Origin of the sequence: Acinetobacter lactucae (assembly GCF_013344765.1) — a bacterium.
GTDB classification, from domain to species: domain Bacteria; phylum Pseudomonadota; class Gammaproteobacteria; order Pseudomonadales; family Moraxellaceae; genus Acinetobacter; species Acinetobacter lactucae_A.
In genome coordinates this window covers 1-23,469 of record NZ_JABVBF010000032.1, presented here as the reverse complement: position 1 = coordinate 23,469, position 23,469 = coordinate 1, and the positions used below count along the sequence as shown (strand labels likewise).

Sequence of the window (23,469 nt, the reverse complement as noted above, 5' to 3'; positions counted from 1 at the left end):
AGTGTAAATATATATGACTAAAACTCATTATTTTAAGTGCTTAATCAATGTAACTTTAAGGTAAATTTGCTAAATTAGATTTCTCGGAAGTTATGCTTAATCGATGAGCGTTAATGGTGTGTTTCTGGTGCTCGGCACATTAAGGGGAGATGAGATGAATGAGAAACCGTTCATCTAACTATCAGATTTTTTTTAGGGGTTTTGTGCAAACCCCTTGTACTTCAAATTTCTGGCACCATAATAAACGACTGAGAAAAAGTTTATTCATTTGACCAAGCAAGATTTAGAGAGTTTATCCATGTTGGCAAGTCTGATCGGAGGTATCTTCGGTACAAAAAATGAGCGTGAACTCAAACGCATGCGCAAAATTGTTGAGCAAATCAATGCGCTCGAGCCGACGATATCAGCTTTAAGCGATGCAGACTTATCTGCAAAAACTCCAGAATTCAAACAACGTTATAATAATGGCGAAAGTTTAGATAGATTACTTCCAGAAGCGTTTGCAGTTTGTCGTGAAGCTGCTAAGCGTGTGATGGGTATGCGTCACTATGACGTTCAGTTAATTGGTGGTATTACCTTACATGAAGGTAAGATTGCCGAGATGCGTACTGGTGAAGGTAAAACCCTTATGGGTACTCTGGCGTGTTATTTAAACGCTTTGAGTGGCCAAGGTGTACATGTCATTACTGTGAACGATTATTTGGCACAGCGTGATGCCGAGTTGAACCGCCCATTATTTGAATTTTTGGGTCTATCAATTGGTACGATTTATTCAATGCAAGGTCCGTCAGAAAAAGCGGAAGCTTATCTTGCAGATATCACTTACGGTACCAATAACGAATTCGGTTTTGACTACTTACGTGACAACATGGTGTTTTCTTTAGCAGAAAAGAAACAACGTGGCTTGCACTATGCCATTATCGATGAAGTTGACTCCATCTTGATTGATGAGGCGCGTACACCATTAATTATTTCTGGTCAAAGTGAAGACTCTTCGCAACTTTATGCTGCAATCAATACTATTCCACCTAGATTACGTCCGCAAAAAGAAGAAAAAGTAGCAGATGGTGGTCATTTCTGGATTGACGAAAAGCAACGTTCAGTTGAAATGACTGAAGTTGGTTATGAAACTGTTGAACAAGAACTTATTCAGATGGGCCTGTTGGCCGAAGGCGAAAGCTTATATTCAGCAACAAACCTAAACCTTGTTCACCATGTATCTGCTGCTATTCGTGCGCATTTCCTGTTCCAACGCGATGTTCACTATATTATTCATGATGGTGAAGTGGTTATTGTCGATGAACATACGGGTCGTACAATGCCAGGCCGTCGTTGGTCAGAAGGTTTGCATCAAGCTGTTGAAGCAAAAGAAGGCTTAGAAATTCAGCCTGAAAACCAAACTTTAGCGACAACAACATTCCAGAACTATTTCCGTCTCTATAAAAAGCTTTCAGGTATGACCGGTACGGCTGATACTGAAGCTGCGGAAATGAAAGAGATTTACGGTCTTGATGTTGTGATTATTCCAACTCACCGTCCAATGATTCGTAATGACCAAAACGATTTAATTTATTTAAACCGTAACGGCAAATATAACGCGATTATTCAAGAAATTATGAATATTCGTCAGCAGGGTGTTGCTCCAATTCTGATTGGTACAGCAACCATTGAAGCCAGTGAAATTTTATCTTCTAAGTTAATGCAAGCTGGTATTCATCATGAAGTTTTGAACGCAAAACAACATGAGCGTGAAGCAGACATTATTGCTCAAGCGGGTAGCCCGAATGCAGTAACGATTGCAACTAACATGGCTGGTCGTGGTACGGATATTATCTTGGGTGGTAACTGGAAAGCTAAGCTTGCCAAACTTGAAAACCCAACCGCAGAAGATGAAGCACGTCTAAAAGCACAATGGGAACAAGATCACGAAGATGTATTGCAAGCAGGTGGTTTGCACATCATTGGTTCTGAGCGCCATGAATCACGTCGTATTGACAACCAGTTACGTGGTCGTGCTGGTCGTCAGGGTGACCCTGGTGTTTCTCGTTTCTATTTGTCTCTTGAAGATGACCTGATGCGTATTTTTGCAGGCGACCGTGTCGTTGGTATGATGCGTGCGATGGGTTTAAAAGAAGATGAAGCGATTGAACATAAAATGGTGAGCCGTTCGATTGAGAATGCTCAGCGTAAAGTTGAAGCGCGTAACTTCGATATTCGTAAAAACTTATTGAAATACGATGACGTGAATAATGAACAACGTAAGATTATTTATTCACAGCGTGATGAAGTATTAGCTGAAAATACCTTAAAAGAATATGTTGAAGAAATGCATCGTGAAGTGATGCAAGGCATGATTGCTAACTTTATTCCACCAGAGTCAATTCATGACCAGTGGGATGTGGAAGGTTTAGAAAATGCGCTACGTATTGATTTAGGTATTGAGCTGCCAATTCAACAATGGTTAGACCAAGATCGTCGTTTAGATGAAGAAGGTTTAGTTGAGCGTATTAGTGATGAAGTGATTGAGCGTTATCGTCAACGCCGTGCTCAAATGGGTGATGAATCAGCAGCAATGCTTGAACGTCACTTCGTTTTAAACTCTCTTGACCGTCATTGGAAAGATCACTTAGCTGCAATGGATTACTTGCGTCAAGGTATTCACTTACGTGGCTATGCGCAAAAGAACCCTGAACAGGAATATAAGAAAGAAGCTTTCAATCTGTTTGTAAATATGCTGGGTATTATTAAAACTGATGTTGTGACTGATCTGTCTCGTGTACATATCCCAACACCGGAAGAGCTTGCAGAAATGGAAGCTCAACAGCAGCAGCAAGCTGAATCAATGAAGCTTTCTTTTGAACATGACGATGTAGATGGTTTAACCGGTGAAGTTACACTTTCTCAAGAAACGATGAATGAATCTGCTAATCAGCAAACTTTCCCTGTTCCAGAAAGCCGTAATGCCCCATGCCCATGTGGTTCAGGATTAAAATATAAGCAATGTCACGGTAAGATCTAATCTGCCTTCGCAAAAAAAGCAGAACAATTGTTCTGCTTTTTTTATGTTTGTAGTAAGCCTGTGAATAATGTTTGCAGTTTTAAGCATTAAATGCTATTTACTTCTCATCCAGAGTGTATGTTGGAAAGACAATGAAAAAAGTATTACAACCTTTATTTTTAACTGTTCTTGCTGTACCAAGTTTTGTTTTTGCAGCAGAAGCAGCTTCAGCCCCTCAAACGACAACGGTTGACAAAGTACTTGCAGCAAAAGGCCCGACTTCGGCTCAAGCTGTAGTGAAGCAAGAAAATACTACAGTGATTAGTCCTCGTACAGGGATTCGTTATACCTTGGGTAACACAGGTAATCGCCCAATTATTTTACAAACTACAGCGATTGCTCCGGCAAACTCAGCAAACATTAATCGTATTGTGGCAAGTAACCCAGCTCTCTCTGCAAAAAGCCAAGAAAAAGCAAAAGTTGCTTTAATCGGTGAAGCTGCTGTAGCAGGACCAGCGGCAGTTGCAGCAAGCAATGTAACAGCTCCAGCTGTAACAAATAGCGTTGCTCCAGCAAATCCTGCATCAATCAATTAATTTGTTTTTGTATAAAAAAGCCAGTTCAAATTGAACTGGCTTTTTTATGAGGGTGTCTTTAAAACTTTAAATCTGATTATTGACATCATCATTTTTTGTTTCACGAATAAGTAAGAACGCGAATAATGATAAAAGTGATGCAGCAGTAAGATAATAACCAACTGCATATAAACCATAAGTTTCAGCAAGTTTAGTGGCAATAAGTGGGGCAAAAGATGCGCCAAAAATACCAGCCAAGTTAAAAGTTAATGCTGAACCTGTATAACGAACTGAAGTTGGGAAAAGTTCAGAAAGAACTGTACCAATCGGACCATAGGTTAAGCCCATAATTGATAAACCTGTACATAAGAAAAGGAAGACGATCAAGGTATTTCCAGACTCTAACATACTAGAGAAGAACAATCCGAAGATCGCAGCAGCGATACAAACGCCAATAGAAGTTGTTTTTCTACCAAATTTTTCTGCAAGAATTGCTGATAAAGGAATAAATGCAGCGAAGCATAGGGTAGCAAAGAGTTGAAGTTCTAAGAACTCACCACGTGCATAACCAAGTTTAGTAGTTCCCCAGTTTAAGGCAAATACGGTAGTAAGGTAGAACACTACAAAGGTACAGATTGCTGCAACTGTGCCAAGAATAAGTTTGCCTGTATGTTTGGTTAAGACTTCTTTAAATGGAATATTAACTTCTTTTTGCTTATCTAAAACCTTTTGGAAAGCTGGAGTTTCATGCAGTTTTAAACGGATGTATAAGCCAACAATCACTAATACAGCACTAGCAATGAATGGAATACGCCAACCCCATTGCATGAATGCTTGCTCTGGAATAACCGCACTTAATAGTAAGAATGAACCAGTTGCCAAAATAAAGCCAATTGGAGCACCTAGCTGTGGAAACATGCCATACCATGCTCTTTTACCTTCTGGAGCGTTTTCAGTCGCTAATAATACTGCGCCACTCCATTCACCACCTAAGCCTAGGCCTTGCCCTAAACGACAAACTGCTAATAGTAATGGTGCGACAATCCCGATTTGAGCATAGGTTGGAAGTAAGCCAATACATACGGTTGAAATACCCATGGTTAGTAAAGCTGCAACCAGTGTCGCTTTCCGACCAATACGGTCTCCTAGATGGCCAAATAATGCGGCACCGATAGGACGAGCAATAAAGGCAATTGCAAAGGTTGCCAGAGATTGTAAGACTGCGGCACTGCCACTACTAGCAGGGAAAAATAGATGAGGAAAGATAATCACGGCAGCTGTTGCATAGATATAAAAGTCGAAGAACTCAATGGTTGTACCGACTAAGCTTGCAAACAAAACTCGTGTTTTTGAATTCGTGGCTACTACAGGAGCAGCAGTCGCAGAGGTTGACTCCATATAAGTCCTTATATCCGTTAAAATTTATTTTTAATTACTACTCTTTTTAAGACGTGTTTTTCTCAAAGAATAGCGTGAAAGAACATCATCCATGACTCTTTCAGGATCACTGAATATGAGTGAAAAATGGACTAAACTATGTACCAATAGATGGCAAGAAAATGTGCCCCTGCACCTAAAAGCACAAAAATATGCCAGATCGCATGGGTATATCTTACCTTTTTTAACGCGTAAAACAATGCTCCAACCGTATAAGCTAATCCGCCAATGATTAATAAAATCAACGCATCTTTACTTAAATAAGTACGCATATCATCCATAACAAATACAGCAAGCCACCCCATAAGCACATAAGCAAGTAAAGAAATTTTCTGAAAACGGTGAATGAAAACTAACTTGAAAAGTGTACCAATTGCAGCAATGCTCCAGAGAGCAATAAGCAAAATATGAGCTTTTTGTGTAGGAATCGCTATGCTCAAGAAAGGGGTATAGGTACCAGCAATTAAATAATAAATAGCAGTATGGTCGAGTTTTTTATACCAGTAGCGTAGGTTTTGGGTTTGAGCAAAATGATAAAGTGTAGAACTGGTAAAAACTAAAATAAGACTAAATGAATATACCCATAGACCCACCCACTGAGCAGTGGAAAGATAAGATCCCTTTAAAATTAAAAAGATAGAAGCTACGACTGCCATAACAACACCAGCGCCATGGCTATAGGCATTAAATAGTTCTTCTTTTGGATCGTAAGTTTCCAACACAGATTTACTCATAACTTTAATTTTTTGATTAAAAATACAAATGTATAGAAATACAAAACAGTCGTAAAGTTATTTTATTTTTAATCCTAGACCCTTTAAACTTCTATTTCATATGAGTCTTCATTTTTCAGGTATATCCGTGTCGGTTTTCTCCTTTGAGCAAGAACAGCAATTCTTTCATGAAATCAAGCAAATGCTTGACCAACAAGCTTTTGAGCGTTTGATCTTGAGCCAATATAAGGGAGAGTTGGCGCAGCTGGAAAAAATTACTTTCCGTGTTGTAGAGCTACATGGACAAAAACAGCTTTCAGCTTTATATCACTATACCACTCAAGATGTGACTAAAAATTATTCATTTCAAGAAGGTTTGCAACAGATTGAGCAATTAATCACTCAGTGTAAGCAAGCAAACTTATTTTCGACTACTCAAGAAATTCAACTTAAAAAAAATAAGAAAAAAGCCCTATTGAATATGGGTAAAAAGCAGGCGATAAAGGCGACACAAACGGTTCAGTCACATGATCGTGAAAAGCAGCGTTATGTACAGCAGGGGAATGCATTTTTAAAAGAGCTGGGTATTACTGATGAAAAAGCTCAAGTCATTCCAAGCATGGCTCGTAAATGGAAACAGATTAATAAATTTATTGAAATTTTTGCGAGTGCTTATGAACAGATTGATGCATCTCAACAAGAGTTACGCATTGTCGATTTTGGTTCGGGGAAAGGTTATTTAACTTTTGCGTTGTATGATTATTTGCAACAACAACAGAAGACACCACTGATCACTGGTGTAGAGCTGCGCCGTAATTTGGTGGAGTTTTGCCAAAATGTTGCAGACAAAGTGCATTTTAACCACTTAGACTTTTTTGAAGGTGATGTTCGTAGTTATCAACCAGAAAAGCTAGACGTCATGATTGCTTTACACGCTTGTGATATTGCGACTGATTTTGCTATTCATACTGGAATTCGTTTAAACGCTTCGATGATTATGTGCGCGCCATGTTGCCACAAAGAGTTACGCCCTCAATTACATAGCCCAGAAGTTTTACAACCAATGCTACAGTTTGGTATTCATGCTGGGCAACAAGCCGAGATGCTGACCGACACTTTACGTGCGTTACTTTTAAAAGCGTATGGCTACGAAACCAAAGTTTTTGAGTTTGTATCGCTTGAACATACCAGCAAAAATAAAATGATTTTGGCAACAAAACGCAAAAATGTTTCACAACCTGATGCCAAGATTATGGCTCAAATCCAAGTATTGAAAGAGATGTACGGGATTAAAAAACAAACGTTGGAATTGTTATTGCAAGATCAGTTGCCGATCGAAAATATTGGCTGCAAGTGCTAGAACGGTGAGCGGATGTATAAAATTATAGAGAGTGATTGGGAACAACTCGGAAAAGATGCGAAATACATCCGTGAGCAAGTGTTTATTCAAGAACAGGGAATTGCACCTGAAGATGAATGGGACGACTTGGATGCGGTAGTTTTGCATTTTATTGTATATGACAAAGAACAGCCTATCGCTACGGCACGTCTGCTACCGCAGCATAGCGTAGGGCGTGTTGCTGTTTTAATGCCTTATCGAAAGCAGGGTATAGGTAAAATTTTAATGCAGCATATTATTGAATATGCGCGTCATCATAAATTGCCTTACTTAAAGCTTTCGGCGCAAACCTATGTGACTGCTTTCTACGAAGCTTTAGGCTTTAAAGTACAAGGCGAGGTTTACCAAGACTGTGGCATTCCACATATTGATATGGTTTTAGAATTAAATTGAGACTTCTTTTTAGAAATCTCAATTTTAATTTATTTCATTGCATTCCAACTTTCGATGGCCTGTAAGCCAGTCTCTAAACCAACTTCATAACTGTAGCGAAGCTTTTTCGGATTGGTAGTTAAACGGCCAGCCATATTTTTAAGTGGCGGTGGACACACTTCTAAAATTTGTTGGTCTGGATTTTCACCACGAACAAAATCTACTGAAGCGTTATAACGAGCACAGCGGCTACGCAAACTATTTGCAAAACCATAATGATGTTTAAAAGCGTATTTTGCGAGGAATTGATCACCTCGACTACTTGCCTTGAAGTAGTTTTTCGGGCGGGTGCGTAAAACTAACAGTTTTTTGACGCCACTTTGCTGAGCCGTCCATCGAACGGGTAAGGCATCTGCAACACCACCATCAAAATAAGGTTCACCCATAATATCAACAGGATGACGAGTTAAAACTGGAATTGAGCTAGAAGCACGAAGTGCATTGAGTAAATTATCTTTACCTGCACGAAGATATTCCGCATGTCCAGTTTTGGCATGGGTCAATACCATATAAAAATCTGGATTTTTGGCAAAAAGACTTTGTTGATCAAGTGGGTGCTCTTGCTCACCAATTTCCCACATCCATTTTAAATCAAGTAAATCGCCGCCTTTAAAAAAGCGTTTGTAATCGATGAATTCTGGACGGAGTGAATGATCAATATAAAAGGTTAGCGTGCGGCCTTGCTGGCCTGCTAAGTAATTGGCGACATTGGTTGAGCCAGATGATACACCAACATATAAATCGAAAGGGTTGAACTGTTGTTGTAAAAACGCGTCAAGTACACCACTGCTAAAGGCACCGCGCATGCCTCCACCTTCTACAACTAGTGCATTACGGGAAAAATCTGTCATTTGAAAAATATCTAATTACTGAGTTGATTGCTTGTGTTCTTGCATATCCATTTCAGGCATATCGTCATGTTGAGCATGTTGCTCTGTAGAGTGTTCAGCCTTTTGCTGCATTTGCTCTTGTTGAGCTTTGCGCTGTGCACCTGGCATATAGTCAGGTTCATTACTCATCGCTAAATAGAAAAAACCAAGGAAAATCGCACTTAAGACACCAACGATCAGAACAAATTTCCAGCCTAAAATTGCTGACTCGGAAGAATTTTTATCGGACATAAGGATTTCTCGAATGTGCTGTAGAAGCACAAAAATGAAGTCTATTTATAGCATATTTAGGTGGGGGCTGAAATCTTAAAGGTTATAAAGAAAAACCCATATAAATAAAATATATTTATATGGGTAAGGTTTATGCAGTTTCTTAAATATTCAATAGGACTAAATTACTGAATATTTTGTTTTTGCTCAGCTTTGGTTTTTAGTAATGCTGGCGGTGTAAAACGTTCACCATATTTGGCGGCCAATTCTTCGGCACGTTTTTGTGCTTTATCAGTACCATACTGATTTAGGAATTGAATTGCTCCACCGGTCCAAGGCGCATAACCAATCCCAAAGATAGAACCGACATTGGCATCAATTACAGACTCTAATACACCTTCTTCATAACAACGTAAGGTATCTAGCGCTTGTACAAACAGAATGCGATCAATCATATCTTGTTCAGAAATATCATGATCTTTTTTCCAGCGGTTTAAGCCTTCCCATAGATGCTTTTTACCATTTTCAGGGTATTCATAAAAACCTGCGCCAGCAGCTTTACCTTTACGGTTTAACTCATGAATCATGGTGTGAACGACTTCATCTACAGAAGTTTTAGGTAGCTCTTTGCCTTCAGCTTGTAGGGCTTTGCGTGCTTCACTAGCAACATGTTCGGTTAATGTTAAAGATACTTCATCTTGAATCGCGAGGGGGCCTACTGGCATACCAGCTTTCAATGCAGCCATTTCAATGCGTGCAGGGTGGACGCCTTCGGCAAGCAAGCGCATACCTTCTTGAATGAACGTACCAAACACACGACTCGTAAAGAAGCCACGGCTGTCATTGACAACAATCGGTGTTTTTCCAATTTGTTGTACAAAATCGTAAGCTTTGGCAAGTGTCTCTGCGGAGGTGTTTTTACCTTTAATAATCTCGACCAACTGCATTTTGTCGACAGGGCTAAAGAAATGCAGACCGATAAATGCTTTATCATCCTTACTTGCTTGCGCTAAACCTGTAATTGGCAGGGTTGAGGTGTTTGATGCCATTACACCGTTAGGTGCCAGATATTGCTCGGCTTCTTGAGTGACTTTAGCTTTGAGCTCTTGGTTTTCAAATACCGCTTCAATAATTAAATCACAGCCTTGTAGATCTGCAGCTGAAGCTGTAGCCGTAATTAATGATAAAACTTGATCACGTTTTTCTGCGGTCATGCGGCCTTGTGAAACACGTTTATCAAGAAGCTTTTGTGAATATGCTTTTCCTTTCTCAGCATTTTCAACCGATACATCTTTAAGTACAACTGGAATGCCTTTAATGGCTGTTGAATAAGCAATACCAGCACCCATCATGCCTGCACCTAACACACCCACTTTAGTGGCTTGCCATTTTGCAACGTCGGCAGGGCGGCTTGCACCAGACTTAATTGCATTTAAACCATGCCAGAAAGTGCCAATCATATTTTTAGAAATTTGGCCTGTTGTAAGCTGAGTAAAGTAGCGAGACTCAATACGTAGTGCAGTATCGACATCAACCTGAGCGCCTTCAACTGCGGCAGCCATAATTGCTTCAGGGGCAGGGTAACAACCTTTAGTTTTGTCTCTTAACATGGCTGGCGCAATTGCAAGAACTTGTGCAACTGCAGGCGTTTTTGGATCACCACCCGGAATCTTATAACCCTTTACATCAAAAGGCTGTTGAGATTTTGGATTGGCCTTGACCCAAGCAATTGCTTTATCTAAAAGTTCTTGTTCATTTTGGGCAGTATCGTGAATTAAGCCTAAAGATTTTGCTTTATCGACACCGAACTGTTTGCCTTCCATTAAAAATGGAAATGCATTTTGTAGGCCTAGTAGGCGTACCATGCGCACAATGCCGCCGCCGCCCGGTAACAAACCTAAAGTAACTTCTGGTAGGCCAAATTTACTTTTCGGGTCATTAATTGCAATACGATGATGGCAACTTAATGCGATTTCCCAACCACCGCCAAGTGCTGTGCCATTTAATGCTGCAACCACTGGAATACCGAGCGTTTCAATTGTACGTAAATGACCTTTTAGCTTTTCAACCATATTGAAAAACTCAGTCGCATGTTCAGGCTGAACTTGAATCAGCTCATCTAAATCACCGCCTGCAAAGAACGTTTTTTTAGCTGAGCGGAAAATTACACCTGAAAGTTCTGTTTCTGCTTTAAGTTTCTGAGTCGCTTCATCGAGCGAGTCACGAAACTCGGCATTCATGGTGTTCGCAGATTGACCAGTTGAATCAAGCGTTAAAATGACAATATTGTCGGCATTTTTTTCGTATTGAATTGCACTCATCTTTTATATCCCTAATTTTTATACGCGTTCAATAATGGTGGCAATACCCATCCCACCGCCAACACAGAGCGTCGCTAAACCGCGCTTTTTATCTTGTCGTTCAAGCTCATCAAGTAATGTACCTAAAATCATGGCACCGGTTGCCCCTAATGGGTGGCCTAAAGCAATCGCACCGCCATTTACGTTGACTTTTTCAGCAGGGACATTGAGTTCATTAATAAAACGCATTACAACTGCTGCAAATGCTTCATTGACTTCAAATAGGTCAATATCATCAATCGTTAGGCCAGCTTTTTCTAAAGCTTTACGTGCAGCAGGAGCAGGGCCAGTTAGCATAATGGTTGGGTCGGTACCAACCAGTGCAGTCGCTAAAACTTTAGCGCGTGGTTTTAAATTTTGCTCTTTTACTGCTTTTTCAGAAGCTAATAAAACTACAGCTGCTCCATCGACAATGCCTGATGAGTTACCTGCATGGTGAACATGATTTATTTTTTGTGCTTCTGGATATTTTTGTAAAGCGACTGCATCAAAGCCCATTTGCCCCATCATTTCAAAACTTGGGTTGAGCTTCGTTAGACCTTCGAGTGTGGTATTGCCTTTAATAAATTCATCTTTTTCTAAAATCACCACACCTGCGTGGTCTTTGACTGGCACAACTGATTGATCGAAATATCCATTTGCCTGAGCTGCTGCAGCTTTTTGTTGTGACTTCACAGCGAAATTATCAACATCTTCACGGCTATAACCATCTAAGGTTGCAATGAGGTCGGCTCCAATGCCTTGTGGAACAAATGATGACTTAAGGTTGGTTTCCGGATCTAATGCCCACGGTCCACCATCGGAACCCATAGGAATGCGTGACATTGATTCAACGCCACCAGCAACCACTAAATCTTCCCAACCAGAGCGGACTTTCATGGCTGCCATGTTGACTGCTTCTAAACCTGATGCACAAAAGCGATTGATTTGTACCCCAGCAACATCATCATTCCAACCAGCTGCAATTGCTGCTGTTTTGGCAATATCGCCACCTTGATCGCCAATTGGTGTTACACACCCCAAAACAATGTCATCGACTTTAGACGTATCGAGTTGATGGCGTTGCTGTAATTCATTTAATAAGGTGGTCAGTAATGTAATTGGTTTTACTTCGTAAAGAGAGCCATCTTTTTTTCCTTTTCCGCGTGGGGTGCGAATGGCATCAATAATATAAGCCTCGCTCATAACAGTTCCTTTTTTATTACTTAAACTTTAGTTGTGTTTTGAGTGTACTGGTTTTAAAAGGCAACGCAATGACGATAAGCGCACCAGTCAGGTGATGATTTTTGCCAATAGAAATACAAAAAAGCCCAAGTTGAACTTGGGCTAAATATGAAACTTAAATAGATTGAGAATTAGTGATAACCGTGTAGCTGGCGATATAGGCCAGGTGTTACACCCGTCCACTTTTTAAATGCGCGGTGGAAGGTACTCGTTTCACTAAAACCAACTTGTTGAGCAACATCTTCAAGCGTTAACTCAGGGTTGAGTAACAAGTGAATCGCAGCATCTCGACGTAAGGCATCTTTTACGCCTTGATAGCTTTTACCTTCGGCAGCTAAGCGACGACGTAAGGTTTGAGGAGATAAATACAACATTGATGCAACGTCATTAAGCGTTGGCATTTCTTCACCAATCTGGCTTTTGAGCACTTCACGAATACGAGAAGTTAGCGAGTTGGTATTTTTGAATTTTACTAAAAGCTGAGCAGGCGCTGCTTTTAAGAATTCTTCTAGTGTTTTTTCATCTTGGCGGATTGGCAAATCAAGATAATCAGCCGCAAAGGTAATTTCAGTACGAGGTGCATCAAACTGCATGACTGGTGCAAAAAATAATGCATCATATTCATCTGCATGGGCAGGTCGTGGATAGCTAAAATGAACACGTTCTAATGGCAAACGGCGTTCAATCAACCATGATGCTAGACCATGCCAAATCATGAGCATACTTTCGGTAATGAAATGATCCGGATCTAAAGTTTTTGGAATGAGAGGAACGAGACGTGCTTCATGTTTGTCACGCTCTAAAGTTACAGACCATTCATCGCCAAATAATTTGTAAAATTGAGATGATAGTTCAAGGGCTTGGCCCAATGTTTTTGCATGAATAATCAACTGACACATAATGGCAAAAGTGCCCAGACGACGTGGTTGTACGTCAAATCCAACGTGTTCATCCTGTGTGACCATCCACAACATTTTTATAAAACGAGTGTATTGTTCTGGTGAGATTCGAGCTTTAGGTTGACGTAATAATTCCGCTTCAATACCCACATGTGAAAGTAGTGTTTCAACATCCATGCCAAGGCGTTTGACGCCTGTCAAAGCCGCATTCACGAAGTGGATGCTAATCGTATCGCGACTCATATTGAATCCTTCAGTCTCTTTGATGTTCACTTTAAATTGACCTAAATGACCGTCTAAAAAAATAAATTGGCGATTTACAACAGAGTAAAAGCACTTTTTACATGTTAAATTGCCGAAATGATCAAGGTAAATGGCTGAACATGACATTGTTTTAGTATATTTGCTTAAATAATATAAAAGAAAATTCGAATAATAGTGGTTAAAAATACGATGACGACAGCATTAAATGGACTTAAAGTTCTCGATTTCTCGACGCTCTTACCAGGACCTTTTGCCACAATGTATTTAGCCGATATGGGGGCAGAAGTCATCCATATCGAATCTCCATCACGTCCTGATTTAATCCGAATCATGCCACCATACGCAAATGGTCAAGCAACGGCACATAGTTATCTCAACCGAAATAAACAGTCAATTGTTCTCGATTTAAAAGATAAGGCGAGTATTGATCTGATTAAAGCTAAAATTTCTGAGTTTGATATTGTCATTGAACAGTTCCGACCTGATGTGATGCGCCGTCTAGGATTAGACTACGCGACACTTGCTGAAATTAACCCACGTCTCATTTATTGTTCAATTACAGGCTATGGACAAACAGGAAGCTATAAAGACAGAGCTGGGCATGACATTAACTATTTAGCTTTAGCCGGTATTGCTGGCTATAGTGGCCGACAAGACAGCGGTCCGCCACCGCTTGGTATCCAAGTTGCAGATATTGCAGGTGGTTCACTTCATGCAGTTATTGCTATTTTGGCTGCGGTTGTCGAACGCAGTCGTAGTGGTATGGGACAATACATTGATATTTCCATGACCGACTGTGTGGCGAGTCTAAATAGCATGGCAGCATCAGCTACGCTTGCAGCACAAGTTGAACAGGCACCAGAGCAGGGTATGCTCAATGGCGGTATTTTTTATGACTATTATATGACTCAAGATGGTCGTTATCTTTCAATAGGTAGTCTTGAGCCACAGTTTATGTCTGGTTTATCAGTAGCTCTTGATTTGCCTTTATTATTACAAAAAGGCGCTTCTTTGGATGTAGAAGACAGACAGGAAGTTAAACAAGCGATTCAAGAGAAAATTAAAACTAAATCATTTAAAGAATGGCACGAAATTTTTGCGAATCTTGATGTCTGTGTAGAACCTGTTTTAAGTCTAACTGAGTCGTTAAATTCGCCTCTAGCACAAGAACGTGGATGGATTGTGGATGTACCTTTGCAAAATAATACAGCAGATACAGAACCACAATTGGCTTGTCCAATTAAGTTTTCAAGATCAAAAATGAGATATTCCTTTATAGGTCAAAAACTTGGTGAAGGGCAGTGGTAAAGAGCTGAGGCCATTTTTCATACAATGTGTATTAAGATTATTATTAGATTAATCAATCGATTAACATTTTGAATAATTTCTTTACATAAAATTAGCGTACCCTTTATAAACAAAGACATAAAAGGTATGTAAACATGAAAACACATAAATCCTTGATGGCTTCCTGTTTATCCGTTTTATCAATTACTCTTTTTATACAGCACGCACAAGCTGCTGCTGCATTTGACCCAAATAGTCCTTGGATGTTGGGTGATTGGAACGGTCAACGCACCGCGTTACAAGCACAAGGTTATGATTTTTCTTTTGGATATACCGGCGAATATGCCGGTATTTTAGATTCAAAAAATACATCTACGCATGGCAGTGCTTATACGGGGCAACTGGCACTAGGAACTCATTTTGACCTAAATAAAATTTTAGGTTGGCAAGACACCGAAGCTCAAATCACATTAACTTATCGTGATGGGCAGTCGCTTTCTGAACATTCACCAGCTTTAGCAGGACACTTGAGTTCTGCACAAGAAGTGTGGGGGCGTGAGCAAACTTGGCGTTTAACAGATTTATGGATTAAGAAAAAATTCATGGATCAAAAATTAGACGTTAAAGTCGGTCGTTTTGGTGAAGGTGAAGACTTTAACAGTTTTGACTGTGATTTCCAGAACTTGGCGCTTTGTGGTTCACAAGTCGGTAACTGGGTTGGTGATCAGTGGTATAACTGGCCAGTAAGTCAATGGGCAATGCGTGTTAAATATAACTTGCAACCTGACTTATATACCCAAGTTGGTGTATATGAATATAACCCAGAAAATTTGGACCGAGGCAAAGGTTTCAACCTAAGTACTGATGGTTCACATGGTGCAATTATTCCTGCTGAAGTAGTTTGGTCACCTAAATTAGGCGCTCAAAGTATGGCTGGTGAATACCGTTTAGGGTATTACTACAGCACTGCTGATGCCGAAGAAATTACAAATAAGGCTCAAACATCTCATAAGCAAGGTGTGTGGGTAACTGCAAAACAAAAATTATTCCAACCTGCTGATCAAACAGACCGCGGTTTGACTGGATTTGTGAACCTGACGTTCCATGACTCTGATACCAACAAAATTGATAACATGCAAAATGTAGGCTTAGTCTATAAAGGTTTGCTCAATCAACGTCCTCAAGATGAGTTGGCATTAGGTGTTGCGCGTATCCATATCAACGATGATTGGAACGATATTCAAACTAAAGAATATGACACTGAATACAATACCGAGCTTTACTACGGTATCCATGCCACTAACTGGTTAACTATTCGTCCAAATGTGCAATATGTCCGTCATGTTGGTGCATTAAAAAATGGTGATAACACTTGGGTTGGCGGTATTAAATTCTCAACTGCATTCTAAGCGTAATTACTCCGAAAAACGGATTGTCGAAGGCTAACTCATTGATTGAATTATCCTGACCTTCCGTTTTTTCTTGATGCCTGAATTTGTTTTAGATGTATTGGTGATGCCATTTTTCTATAAGGTTCTTGGCACATCTTTCCTATAAAAATGATGATTGATAAGAGGTGGTTTATGAATCAACCTACTTCAAGATCAGGTTTAACGACTTTTACCGTAATTATTATTGGTTTACTGGCGTTATTCCTGTTAATTGGAGGTATTTGGCTCGCTACACTAGGCGGTTCAATTTACTACATTATAGCTGGAGTATTACTCCTCATTGTTGCATGGCAACTTTACAAGCGTGCTTCTACTGCTTTGTGGGTTTATGCTGCATTAATGCTAGGTACCATTATCTGGAGTGTCTGGGAAGTTGGAACAGACTTTTGGGCGCTTGCACCACGTTTAGATATTTTAGGTATTCTTGGTTTATGGTTATTGGTTCCGGCTGTAACTCGTGGAACCAACAACCTTGGATCAAGTAAGGTTGCCTTATCTTCAACTTTAGCAATTGCAATCGTGTTGATGGTTTATTCTATCTTCAATGATCCGCAAGAAATTAATGGTGAAATCAAAACACCACAACCAGAAACAGCTCAAGCCGTGCCTGGTGTTGCTGAAAGTGATTGGCCAGCTTATGGTCGTACTCAAGCAGGTGTGCGTTATTCTCCATTGAAACAGATCAATGATCAAAACGTAAAAGACTTGAAAGTTGCTTGGACTTTACGTACTGGCGATCTAAAAACAGATAACGACTCTGGCGAAACGACTAATCAGGTTACACCGATTAAAATCGGTAATAACATGTTTATCTGTACAGCTCACCAGCAGTTAATTGCGATTGATCCTGCGACTGGTAAAGAAAAATGGCGTTTTGATCCGAAACTTAAAACGGATAAATCGTTCCAGCATTTAACTTGTCGTGGTGTGATGTACTACGATGCAAACAATACAACTGAGTTTGCAACGAGTCTTCAAAGCAAGAAATCTAGTTCTACACAATGTCCACGTAAGGTATTTGTACCAGTCAACGATGGCCGCTTAGTGGCTGTAAATGCTGACACTGGTAAAGCATGTACTGACTTTGGTCAAAATGGTGAAGTGAACTTACAAGAGTTTATGCCATATGCTTATCCAGGCGGTTACAACCCGACATCTCCTGGTATCGTGACTGGTTCAACAGTTGTTATTGCAGGTTCTGTAACAGACAACTACTCAAGTAAAGAGCCATCTGGTGTAATTCGTGGCTATGACGTTAACACTGGTAAACTTCTTTGGGTATTTGATACTGGCGCAGCAGATCCAAATGCAATGCCGGGCGAAGGTACTACTTTTGTTCATAACTCGCCAAACGCGTGGGCACCTTTAGCATACGATTCAAAACTTGATATCGTTTATGTACCAACAGGTGTAGGTACACCAGATATCTGGGGTGGTGACCGTACTGAGCTGAAAGAGCGTTATGCAAACTCAATGTTAGCGATTAATGCATCTACTGGTAAATTAGTGTGGAACTTCCAGACAACCCATCATGATTTATGGGATATGGACGTACCATCACAACCATCTTTAGCTGATATCAAAAACAAAGCTGGTCAAACTGTTCCTGCAATCTATGTATTGACGAAAACAGGTAATGCCTTTGTTCTTGATCGCCGTAATGGTCAACCAATTGTTCCTGTAACTGAGAAACCAGTTCCACAAACAGTTAAACGTGGACCACAAACTAAAGGTGAGTTCTACTCAAAAACTCAGCCATTCTCTGATTTGAACTTGGCGCCACAAGACAAATTGACTGATAAAGATATGTGGGGTGCCACTATGCTTGATCAGCTCATGTGTCGTGTATCTTTCAAACGTCTAAATTACGATGGTATTTATACGCCACCATCTGAAAACGGTACTTTAGTTTTCCCTGGTAACTTAGGTGTATTTGAATGGGGCGGTATGTCAGTTAACCCTGACCGTCAAGTTGCTGTAATGAACCCGATTGGTCTGCCATTCGTAAGTCGTTTAATTCCTGCTGATCCAAACCGTGCACAAACTGCAAAAGGTGCGGGAACTGAGCAAGGCGTACAACCGATGTACGGTGTACCGTATGGTGTTGAAATTAGCGCATTCTTATCTCCGCTTGGTTTACCTTGTAAACAACCGGCTTGGGGCTATGTAGCTGGCGTTGATTTGAAAACTCATGAAGTGGTATGGAAAAAACGTATTGGTACAATTCGTGACAGCTTACCGAACTTGTTCCAGTTACCAGCTGTGAAAATTGGTGTGCCTGGTTTAGGTGGTTCAATTTCTACTGCTGGTAATGTCATGTTTGTTGGTGCAACTCAAGATAATTACATTCGTGCGTTTAACGTTACTAATGGTGAAAAACTTTGGGAAGCGCGTTTACCAGCAGGTGGACAAGCGACACCAATGACTTATGAAATCAATGGTAAGCAATATGTTGTGATCATGGCTGGTGGTCATGGTTCATTTGGTACGAAAATGGGCGACTATTTAGTGGCTTATGCCTTACCAGATAACAAATAAAAAGCATTTATAGAAAGGGCCTGGATTTATCCGGGCTTTTTTTATGTCGATTTATATTAAAGCTTATCAATAAAACCGTTATTAAATATGCAAAAAAAGCATTTTATTGATGAATAAAAGCTCGCTATGCTATCCGCCTTAATAATGAATCTACTAGCCATACGCCATGTATTTATATACCGATTTCGACCAGCAACTGGTTAATGAACGAGTTGCTCAGTTCCGTGATCAAACTGAACGCTATTTAGCTGGCAAACTTTCTGAAGACGAATATCGTCCATTACGTTTGCAAAATGGTTTATATGTGCAACGCTATGCGCCTATGCTGCGTATTGCTGTGCCGTATGGCTTAATGAACTCTAAACAATTACGTAAAGTTGCTGAAGTTTCAACTGCTTATGACCGTGGTTATGCACATGTATCTACGCGTCAAAACATTCAATTAAACTGGCCAGCACTTGAAGATGTGCCAGATATTTTGGCTGAACTTGCAACTGTACAAATGCACGCTATTCAAACCAGTGGTAACTGTATTCGTAACACAACAACTGACCAATATGCAGGTGTAGTTGCTGGTGAAATTGCAGACCCGCGCCCAACATGTGAATTGATTCGTCAGTGGAGTACATTCCACCCAGAATTTGCATTCTTACCACGTAAGTTCAAAATTGCTGTTTCTGCACTTGAAGAAAAAGATCGTGCGGCGACTGCATTCCACGATATTGGTGTTTATATCGTGCGTAATGAAGCGGGTGAAATCGGCTATAAAATTATGGCGGGTGGTGGTTTAGGCCGTACCCCAATCATTGGTAGTGTCATTCGCGAGTTTTTACCACGTGAAGATTTAATTGCTTACTTAGAAGCAGTTCTCCGTGTTTATAACTTGCATGGCCGTCGTGATAACAAATATAAAGCGCGTATCAAAATTCTTGTTAAAGCATTAACTCCTGAAGTGTTTGCACAGAAAGTTGAAGCTGAATTCGAACATACACGTGAAGCATTGAAAATTCAGCCAGAAATCTTGAAAAAACTGGATGAAGAATTCACACCGTTTGATTATCAAAATTTAGAAGATGAAGACTTCACAGCTTTATTTGCTGAGCATCCAAAATTCAAACAATGGTTTAATATCAACACACATGCGCATAAAGTGAAGGGCTATCGTATTGTTACGATTTCTCTAAAACGTGCAGGTATTGCACCGGGCGATATGACCACTGAAGAAATGAACTTTATTGCAGATCTTGCTGATAAATATACGTTCGGTGAACTTCGCACCACTCATGAACAAAACATTGCTTTGGCAGATGTGCCTCAAAAAGATTTGTTCGATGTATGGCAAGCGCTTGAACAACAAAATATGGCGCGTGCACATATTGGTTTTATTACCGATATTATTAGTTGCCCGGGCGGTGACTTCTGTTCACTTGCAAATGCGAAATCAATTCCAATTGCTGAAGCAATTACACGTCGTTTTGATGATTTAGACAAAGTCTATGATCTTGGTCATTTAGATCTAAATATTTCTGGTTGCATGAATGCTTGTGGTCACCACCACGTTGGTAACATCGGTATTTTAGGTGTAGATAAAAAAGGTGCTGAGTTCTACCAAATTACATTAGGTGGTAATTCAGACCATGATGCATCAATTGGTGATATCTTAGGGCCATCATTTGCAGCAGATGCTGTCCCTGATGTTATCGAAGAAGTATTGAATACTTATCTTGATTTACGTACTGAGGGTGAGCGTTTTGTTGATACATATCGCCGTGTAGGAATTCAACCATTTAAGGAGCGTGCATATGCTTAATACAGCCCTACCAGTGCTTTATAAAGATGGCACGATTGCAGATAATACTTATCAAATCATTGCTGAAGATGGTGTTGTTCCCCAAGGTGACGTTGTTATAACAACAGCTCAACTCGATCAATTAGCTAACATTCAAGGCAAAAAAGCTTTGTATGTGACTGTGAATGATTCACCTGAAGAACACGCATTTCCATTAAATGAACTTGATGCAATTTTCATTGAGTTTGCAGGTTTTGGTGATGGGCGTGGTTATTCGTTCGCTGCGCTATTACGTCGCCAAGGTTTCACAGGTGAATTGCGTGCAACTGGCGATGTATTTAAGGATGTCTTAAATTACTTAAAACGTTCAGGTTTTGATAGTTTTGTAATTAAAGAAGGTAAAGATGTGCAAGAAGCGGCAGCTGGTTTGCAAGACTTTACCAACCCGTATCAAGCTTCAACGGCTGTACCGCAAGCAAGTTATCAAACTGGTGCTTAAATAGTTTTAAAATATAGAAGGCTGAACTCCGGTTCAGCTTTTTTTATGAATAATTTTCACATGATTCAACTGAAGAACAATAATGTTAGGTTTAATTTCAAAAATAAATCCCGGTGCTTGGTGGTTACTGTTTGCTATAGCAACAGATGTTCTTTCAACATTTTATTCTGCTAAGGGGAATGGTTTAGTCAATAAAACAGCTCAGGGCATTGCTCTGGTTTTGTATATTATTTCTTTTGCATGTGCTGCTATTGCTTTGAAGTATATGCAAGCAGGAATCTTGTATGTACTTTGGTCTGGAATAGGTGTGTTAGCGACGGCTTTTTTAGCAAAGATTTTTCTTGGTCAGAATATTGATATTGCAGGGTGGATGGGGATTGGCTTTATTACAGTGGGTTTAATGATTATTGCGCAATATTCCAATATCGATGTTTAAAGCCCTTGTAGACTAAGTATCTCTACAAGGGCGTTTAGATATTGAAAATATTAAGTATCAAGTTGACAGTTAATCATCCACTTTATACCGAATTGATCGGTAAAAGCACCGTACAGTGCACCCCAGAAAGTTTTTTCTAGAGGCATTTCAATTTGACCATTAACAGATAGGGCATCAAAAAGTTGTTTTGCTTTTTCTTGCTCATCTTTTTCAAGGTTGATCGAGATATAGTGATTATTTCCTTGGGTAAAAACACTGTTAGGTGCACAGAACTGATCATTTGTATCTGAGGCCATGAGTACAGTGTATTCGTTAATTGGTAGAGAAACATGAAGAACCAGATTTTTGTCAGCTTCCGATAGAGTTACACCCTCAGTAGGTGGCATATCGCCATATCGGCTCAACATGGCGAATTCACCGCCAAATACTGATTTATAAAAATTAAAGGCTTGCTCTGCCTGACCTTGGAAATTGAGATAGTGATTGAGTTGCATTGTTATTGTCCATTGTTGTTTTCGTTTAAAGGAATAAGTTAAAACTTAAAAGTGATTTTGTGGGTCATTTTTTGTAGTTTTTTCATAAAAAAAATCCCACCGAAGTGGGATTTTAAAATAATGAATTTGGATTAAATGACTTCAATTGCAACTGCTGTTGCCTCACCACCACCAATACAGAGTGCAGCAATACCTTTTTTACCGCCAGTACGTTTCAGCGCATGAATAAGAGTAAGAATAATACGAGAACCTGTAGAACCTACAGGGTGACCTAGGGCACAAGCACCACCATTGATATTTACTTTCTCTGCATCAAGTTTGAAGTCATCAATTGGGCACATGGTAACCATAGCAAAAGCTTCGTTAATTTCCCAAAGGTCAACGTCTTGAGCATTCCATCTCGCTTTTTTAAGCACTTTTTCGATAGCACCAACTGGAGCGATCGTAAATTCTGAAGGATGCTGAGAGTTTGAAGCTGTCGCGATAATTTTTGCAAGCGGTTGTAAACCACGTTGTGTAGCCACTTCACTTGAAGTTAATACTAATGCAGACGCGCCATCTGAAATAGAACTTGCGTTTGCTGCGGTAATTGTACCGTCTTTTGCAAAAGCTGGTTTAAGAGAAGGAATCTTGTCAATCTTGGCATTTAAAGGTTGTTCATCTTGATCAACAACGACATCACCTTTACGACTAGGTACGGTAACTGGAACGATTTCATCTTTGAAATAGCCTTCAGTAATCGCTGTTTGAGCACGTTTTAAAGAGCGAATCGCAAAGTCATCCATTTGCTCACGTGTATAGCCACGAGTATTTGCCATATCTTGAGCAAAAGAACCCATTAAACGACCAGTTTCAGCATCTTCAAGCCCATCAAAGAACATATGATCTTTAATTTCACCATGGCCCATGCGGTAGCCAGCTCGTGCTTTTGGTAAAACATAAGGTGCATTTGTCATAGACTCCATGCCGCCAGCAACAACAACTCCCGCACTACCTGCTTTAATCATATCGGCAGCTTGCATGACTGCCTTCATACCAGAGCCACAAAGTTTATTAATTGTCACCGCACCTGTAGAGTCTGGTAAGCCAGCTTTACGCATGGCTTGACGAGCAGGGCCTTGTTTTAAGCCAGCAGGAAGGACACACCCCATAATGACTTCTTCGACATCAGTAGGCTGTAAACCTGCTCGTGCGATTGCTTCTTTAATCGTTATAGCACCTAATTCAGGTGCTGTAAGTCCTGATAATGATCCTTGAAAACCACCCATGGCAGTACGAGCACCATTCACAATTACGATGTCAGTCATTGTTGTAATCTCCGATTGTTCTTAATCTCAAAATAAGAAATGTTTAAAACCTAGGCAGTATATTGCAAAAAACAAAGAGAGATATCTTCTGCATTAGACTGTAGAGTTCTAACAAATTTTAAGATCTTCAAAACGGGTGTGTCCCATTTTGCTGAGGGTTAATTTAAAGTTTTTATCTTGTTTATAAGAACAATAAGTAAAAGTGCCGTTAGATTCGCGTGGAAGGCCAGTGTCGCCCTGAAATACAATACTATTTAGTGTTTTTCC

The 23,469-nt window shown here is 40.0% G+C and carries 19 protein-coding genes and 1 pseudogene; 10 read left to right on the top strand and 10 right to left on the bottom strand.

Annotation, left to right across the window (positions count from 1 at the left end):
- Positions 1-298 precede the first annotated feature (298 nt).
- Positions 299-3,019 (top strand): preprotein translocase subunit SecA, encoded by a 2,721-nt coding sequence (secA, locus tag HUN22_RS05510; RefSeq protein WP_174726822.1) that lies wholly within the window; start codon positions 299-301, stop codon positions 3,017-3,019.
- Between the two features lie 131 nt (positions 3,020-3,150).
- Positions 3,151-3,594, top strand: a complete 444-nt coding sequence (locus HUN22_RS05505; protein WP_174726821.1) for a hypothetical protein — start codon at positions 3,151-3,153, stop codon at positions 3,592-3,594.
- A 66-nt stretch (positions 3,595-3,660) separates the two neighbouring features.
- Here the strand turns inward: HUN22_RS05505 and HUN22_RS05500 are convergent, their stop codons facing one another.
- Both HUN22_RS05500 and trhA read right to left on the bottom strand, forming a co-directional pair.
- Positions 3,661-4,971, bottom strand: coding sequence for an MFS transporter (locus HUN22_RS05500; protein ID WP_174726820.1), 1,311 nt, complete (start codon positions 4,969-4,971; stop codon positions 3,661-3,663).
- Between the two features lie 131 nt (positions 4,972-5,102).
- Entirely contained in the window at positions 5,103-5,744 is a 642-nt protein-coding gene (trhA, locus tag HUN22_RS05495; RefSeq protein WP_174726819.1) for a PAQR family membrane homeostasis protein TrhA, read from the bottom strand.
- 127 nt (positions 5,745-5,871) lie between these two features.
- Here trhA and HUN22_RS05490 point away from each other — a divergent pair, with 127 nt between their 5' ends.
- Entirely contained in the window at positions 5,872-7,083 is a 1,212-nt protein-coding gene (locus HUN22_RS05490; RefSeq protein WP_174726818.1) for a class I SAM-dependent methyltransferase, read from the top strand.
- A gap of 12 nt (positions 7,084-7,095) precedes the next feature.
- Positions 7,096-7,515 (top strand): GNAT family N-acetyltransferase, encoded by a 420-nt coding sequence (locus HUN22_RS05485; protein WP_174726817.1) that lies wholly within the window; start codon positions 7,096-7,098, stop codon positions 7,513-7,515.
- Between the two features lie 29 nt (positions 7,516-7,544).
- On the opposite strand, the gene HUN22_RS05480 is transcribed toward HUN22_RS05485, so the two are convergent.
- The 5 genes from HUN22_RS05480 to HUN22_RS05460 form a co-directional block, all read right to left on the bottom strand.
- A complete protein-coding gene (locus HUN22_RS05480; RefSeq protein WP_174726816.1) occupies positions 7,545-8,405 on the bottom strand; it encodes a patatin-like phospholipase family protein in 861 nt (286 codons plus the stop codon).
- 15 nt (positions 8,406-8,420) lie between these two features.
- Positions 8,421-8,675 carry a hypothetical protein gene (locus HUN22_RS05475; protein WP_174726815.1) on the bottom strand — a complete coding sequence of 85 codons (255 nt, stop codon included), beginning with the start codon at positions 8,673-8,675 and terminating at the stop codon, positions 8,421-8,423.
- A 164-nt stretch (positions 8,676-8,839) separates the two neighbouring features.
- Positions 8,840-10,975: a 3-hydroxyacyl-CoA dehydrogenase NAD-binding domain-containing protein gene (locus tag HUN22_RS05470; RefSeq protein ID WP_174726814.1), complete on the bottom strand. Its 2,136-nt coding sequence runs from the start codon at positions 10,973-10,975 to the stop codon at positions 8,840-8,842.
- Positions 10,976-10,993: 18 nt separating this feature from the next.
- Positions 10,994-12,199, bottom strand: coding sequence for an acetyl-CoA C-acetyltransferase (locus HUN22_RS05465; RefSeq protein WP_174726813.1), 1,206 nt, complete (start codon positions 12,197-12,199; stop codon positions 10,994-10,996).
- Between the two features lie 170 nt (positions 12,200-12,369).
- Positions 12,370-13,380 carry an AraC family transcriptional regulator gene (locus HUN22_RS05460; RefSeq protein WP_000085721.1) on the bottom strand — a complete coding sequence of 337 codons (1,011 nt, stop codon included), beginning with the start codon at positions 13,378-13,380 and terminating at the stop codon, positions 12,370-12,372.
- Between the two features lie 210 nt (positions 13,381-13,590).
- On the opposite strand from HUN22_RS05460, the gene HUN22_RS05455 reads away from it, so the two are divergent.
- From HUN22_RS05455 to HUN22_RS05430, 6 genes are all read left to right on the top strand, one after another.
- Entirely contained in the window at positions 13,591-14,709 is a 1,119-nt protein-coding gene (locus HUN22_RS05455) for a CaiB/BaiF CoA transferase family protein (protein WP_174726812.1), read from the top strand.
- Positions 14,710-14,864: 155 nt separating this feature from the next.
- Positions 14,865-16,097, top strand: a complete 1,233-nt coding sequence (locus HUN22_RS05450; protein WP_174726823.1) for a carbohydrate porin — start codon at positions 14,865-14,867, stop codon at positions 16,095-16,097.
- A gap of 174 nt (positions 16,098-16,271) precedes the next feature.
- Positions 16,272-18,677: a glucose/quinate/shikimate family membrane-bound PQQ-dependent dehydrogenase gene (locus HUN22_RS05445; RefSeq protein WP_174726811.1), complete on the top strand. Its 2,406-nt coding sequence runs from the start codon at positions 16,272-16,274 to the stop codon at positions 18,675-18,677.
- Between the two features lie 166 nt (positions 18,678-18,843).
- On the top strand, positions 18,844-20,487 hold the full coding sequence (locus tag HUN22_RS05440; RefSeq protein ID WP_174726810.1) for a nitrite/sulfite reductase: 1,644 nt from the start codon (positions 18,844-18,846) through the stop codon (positions 20,485-20,487).
- Positions 20,480-20,965 (top strand): DUF934 domain-containing protein, encoded by a 486-nt coding sequence (locus HUN22_RS05435; protein WP_174726809.1) that lies wholly within the window; start codon positions 20,480-20,482, stop codon positions 20,963-20,965. Before HUN22_RS05440 ends, HUN22_RS05435 begins: the two co-directional genes overlap by 8 nt.
- Positions 20,966-21,047: 82 nt before the next feature.
- The gene (locus HUN22_RS05430; protein WP_174726808.1) at positions 21,048-21,401 is read left to right on the top strand and encodes a DMT family transporter; all 354 of its coding nucleotides are present in this window, start codon (positions 21,048-21,050) and stop codon (positions 21,399-21,401) included.
- Positions 21,402-21,451: 50 nt separating this feature from the next.
- On the opposite strand, the gene HUN22_RS05425 is transcribed toward HUN22_RS05430, so the two are convergent.
- From HUN22_RS05425 to HUN22_RS05415, 3 genes and pseudogenes are all read right to left on the bottom strand, one after another.
- Entirely contained in the window at positions 21,452-21,895 is a 444-nt protein-coding gene (locus HUN22_RS05425) for a VOC family protein (RefSeq protein ID WP_087087283.1), read from the bottom strand.
- Between the two features lie 131 nt (positions 21,896-22,026).
- Positions 22,027-23,202: a thiolase family protein gene (locus tag HUN22_RS05420; RefSeq protein WP_174726807.1), complete on the bottom strand. Its 1,176-nt coding sequence runs from the start codon at positions 23,200-23,202 to the stop codon at positions 22,027-22,029.
- A 108-nt stretch (positions 23,203-23,310) separates the two neighbouring features.
- A pseudogene (locus HUN22_RS05415) lies at positions 23,311-23,469 on the bottom strand (fimbrial biogenesis protein FimT); the annotation flags it as partial.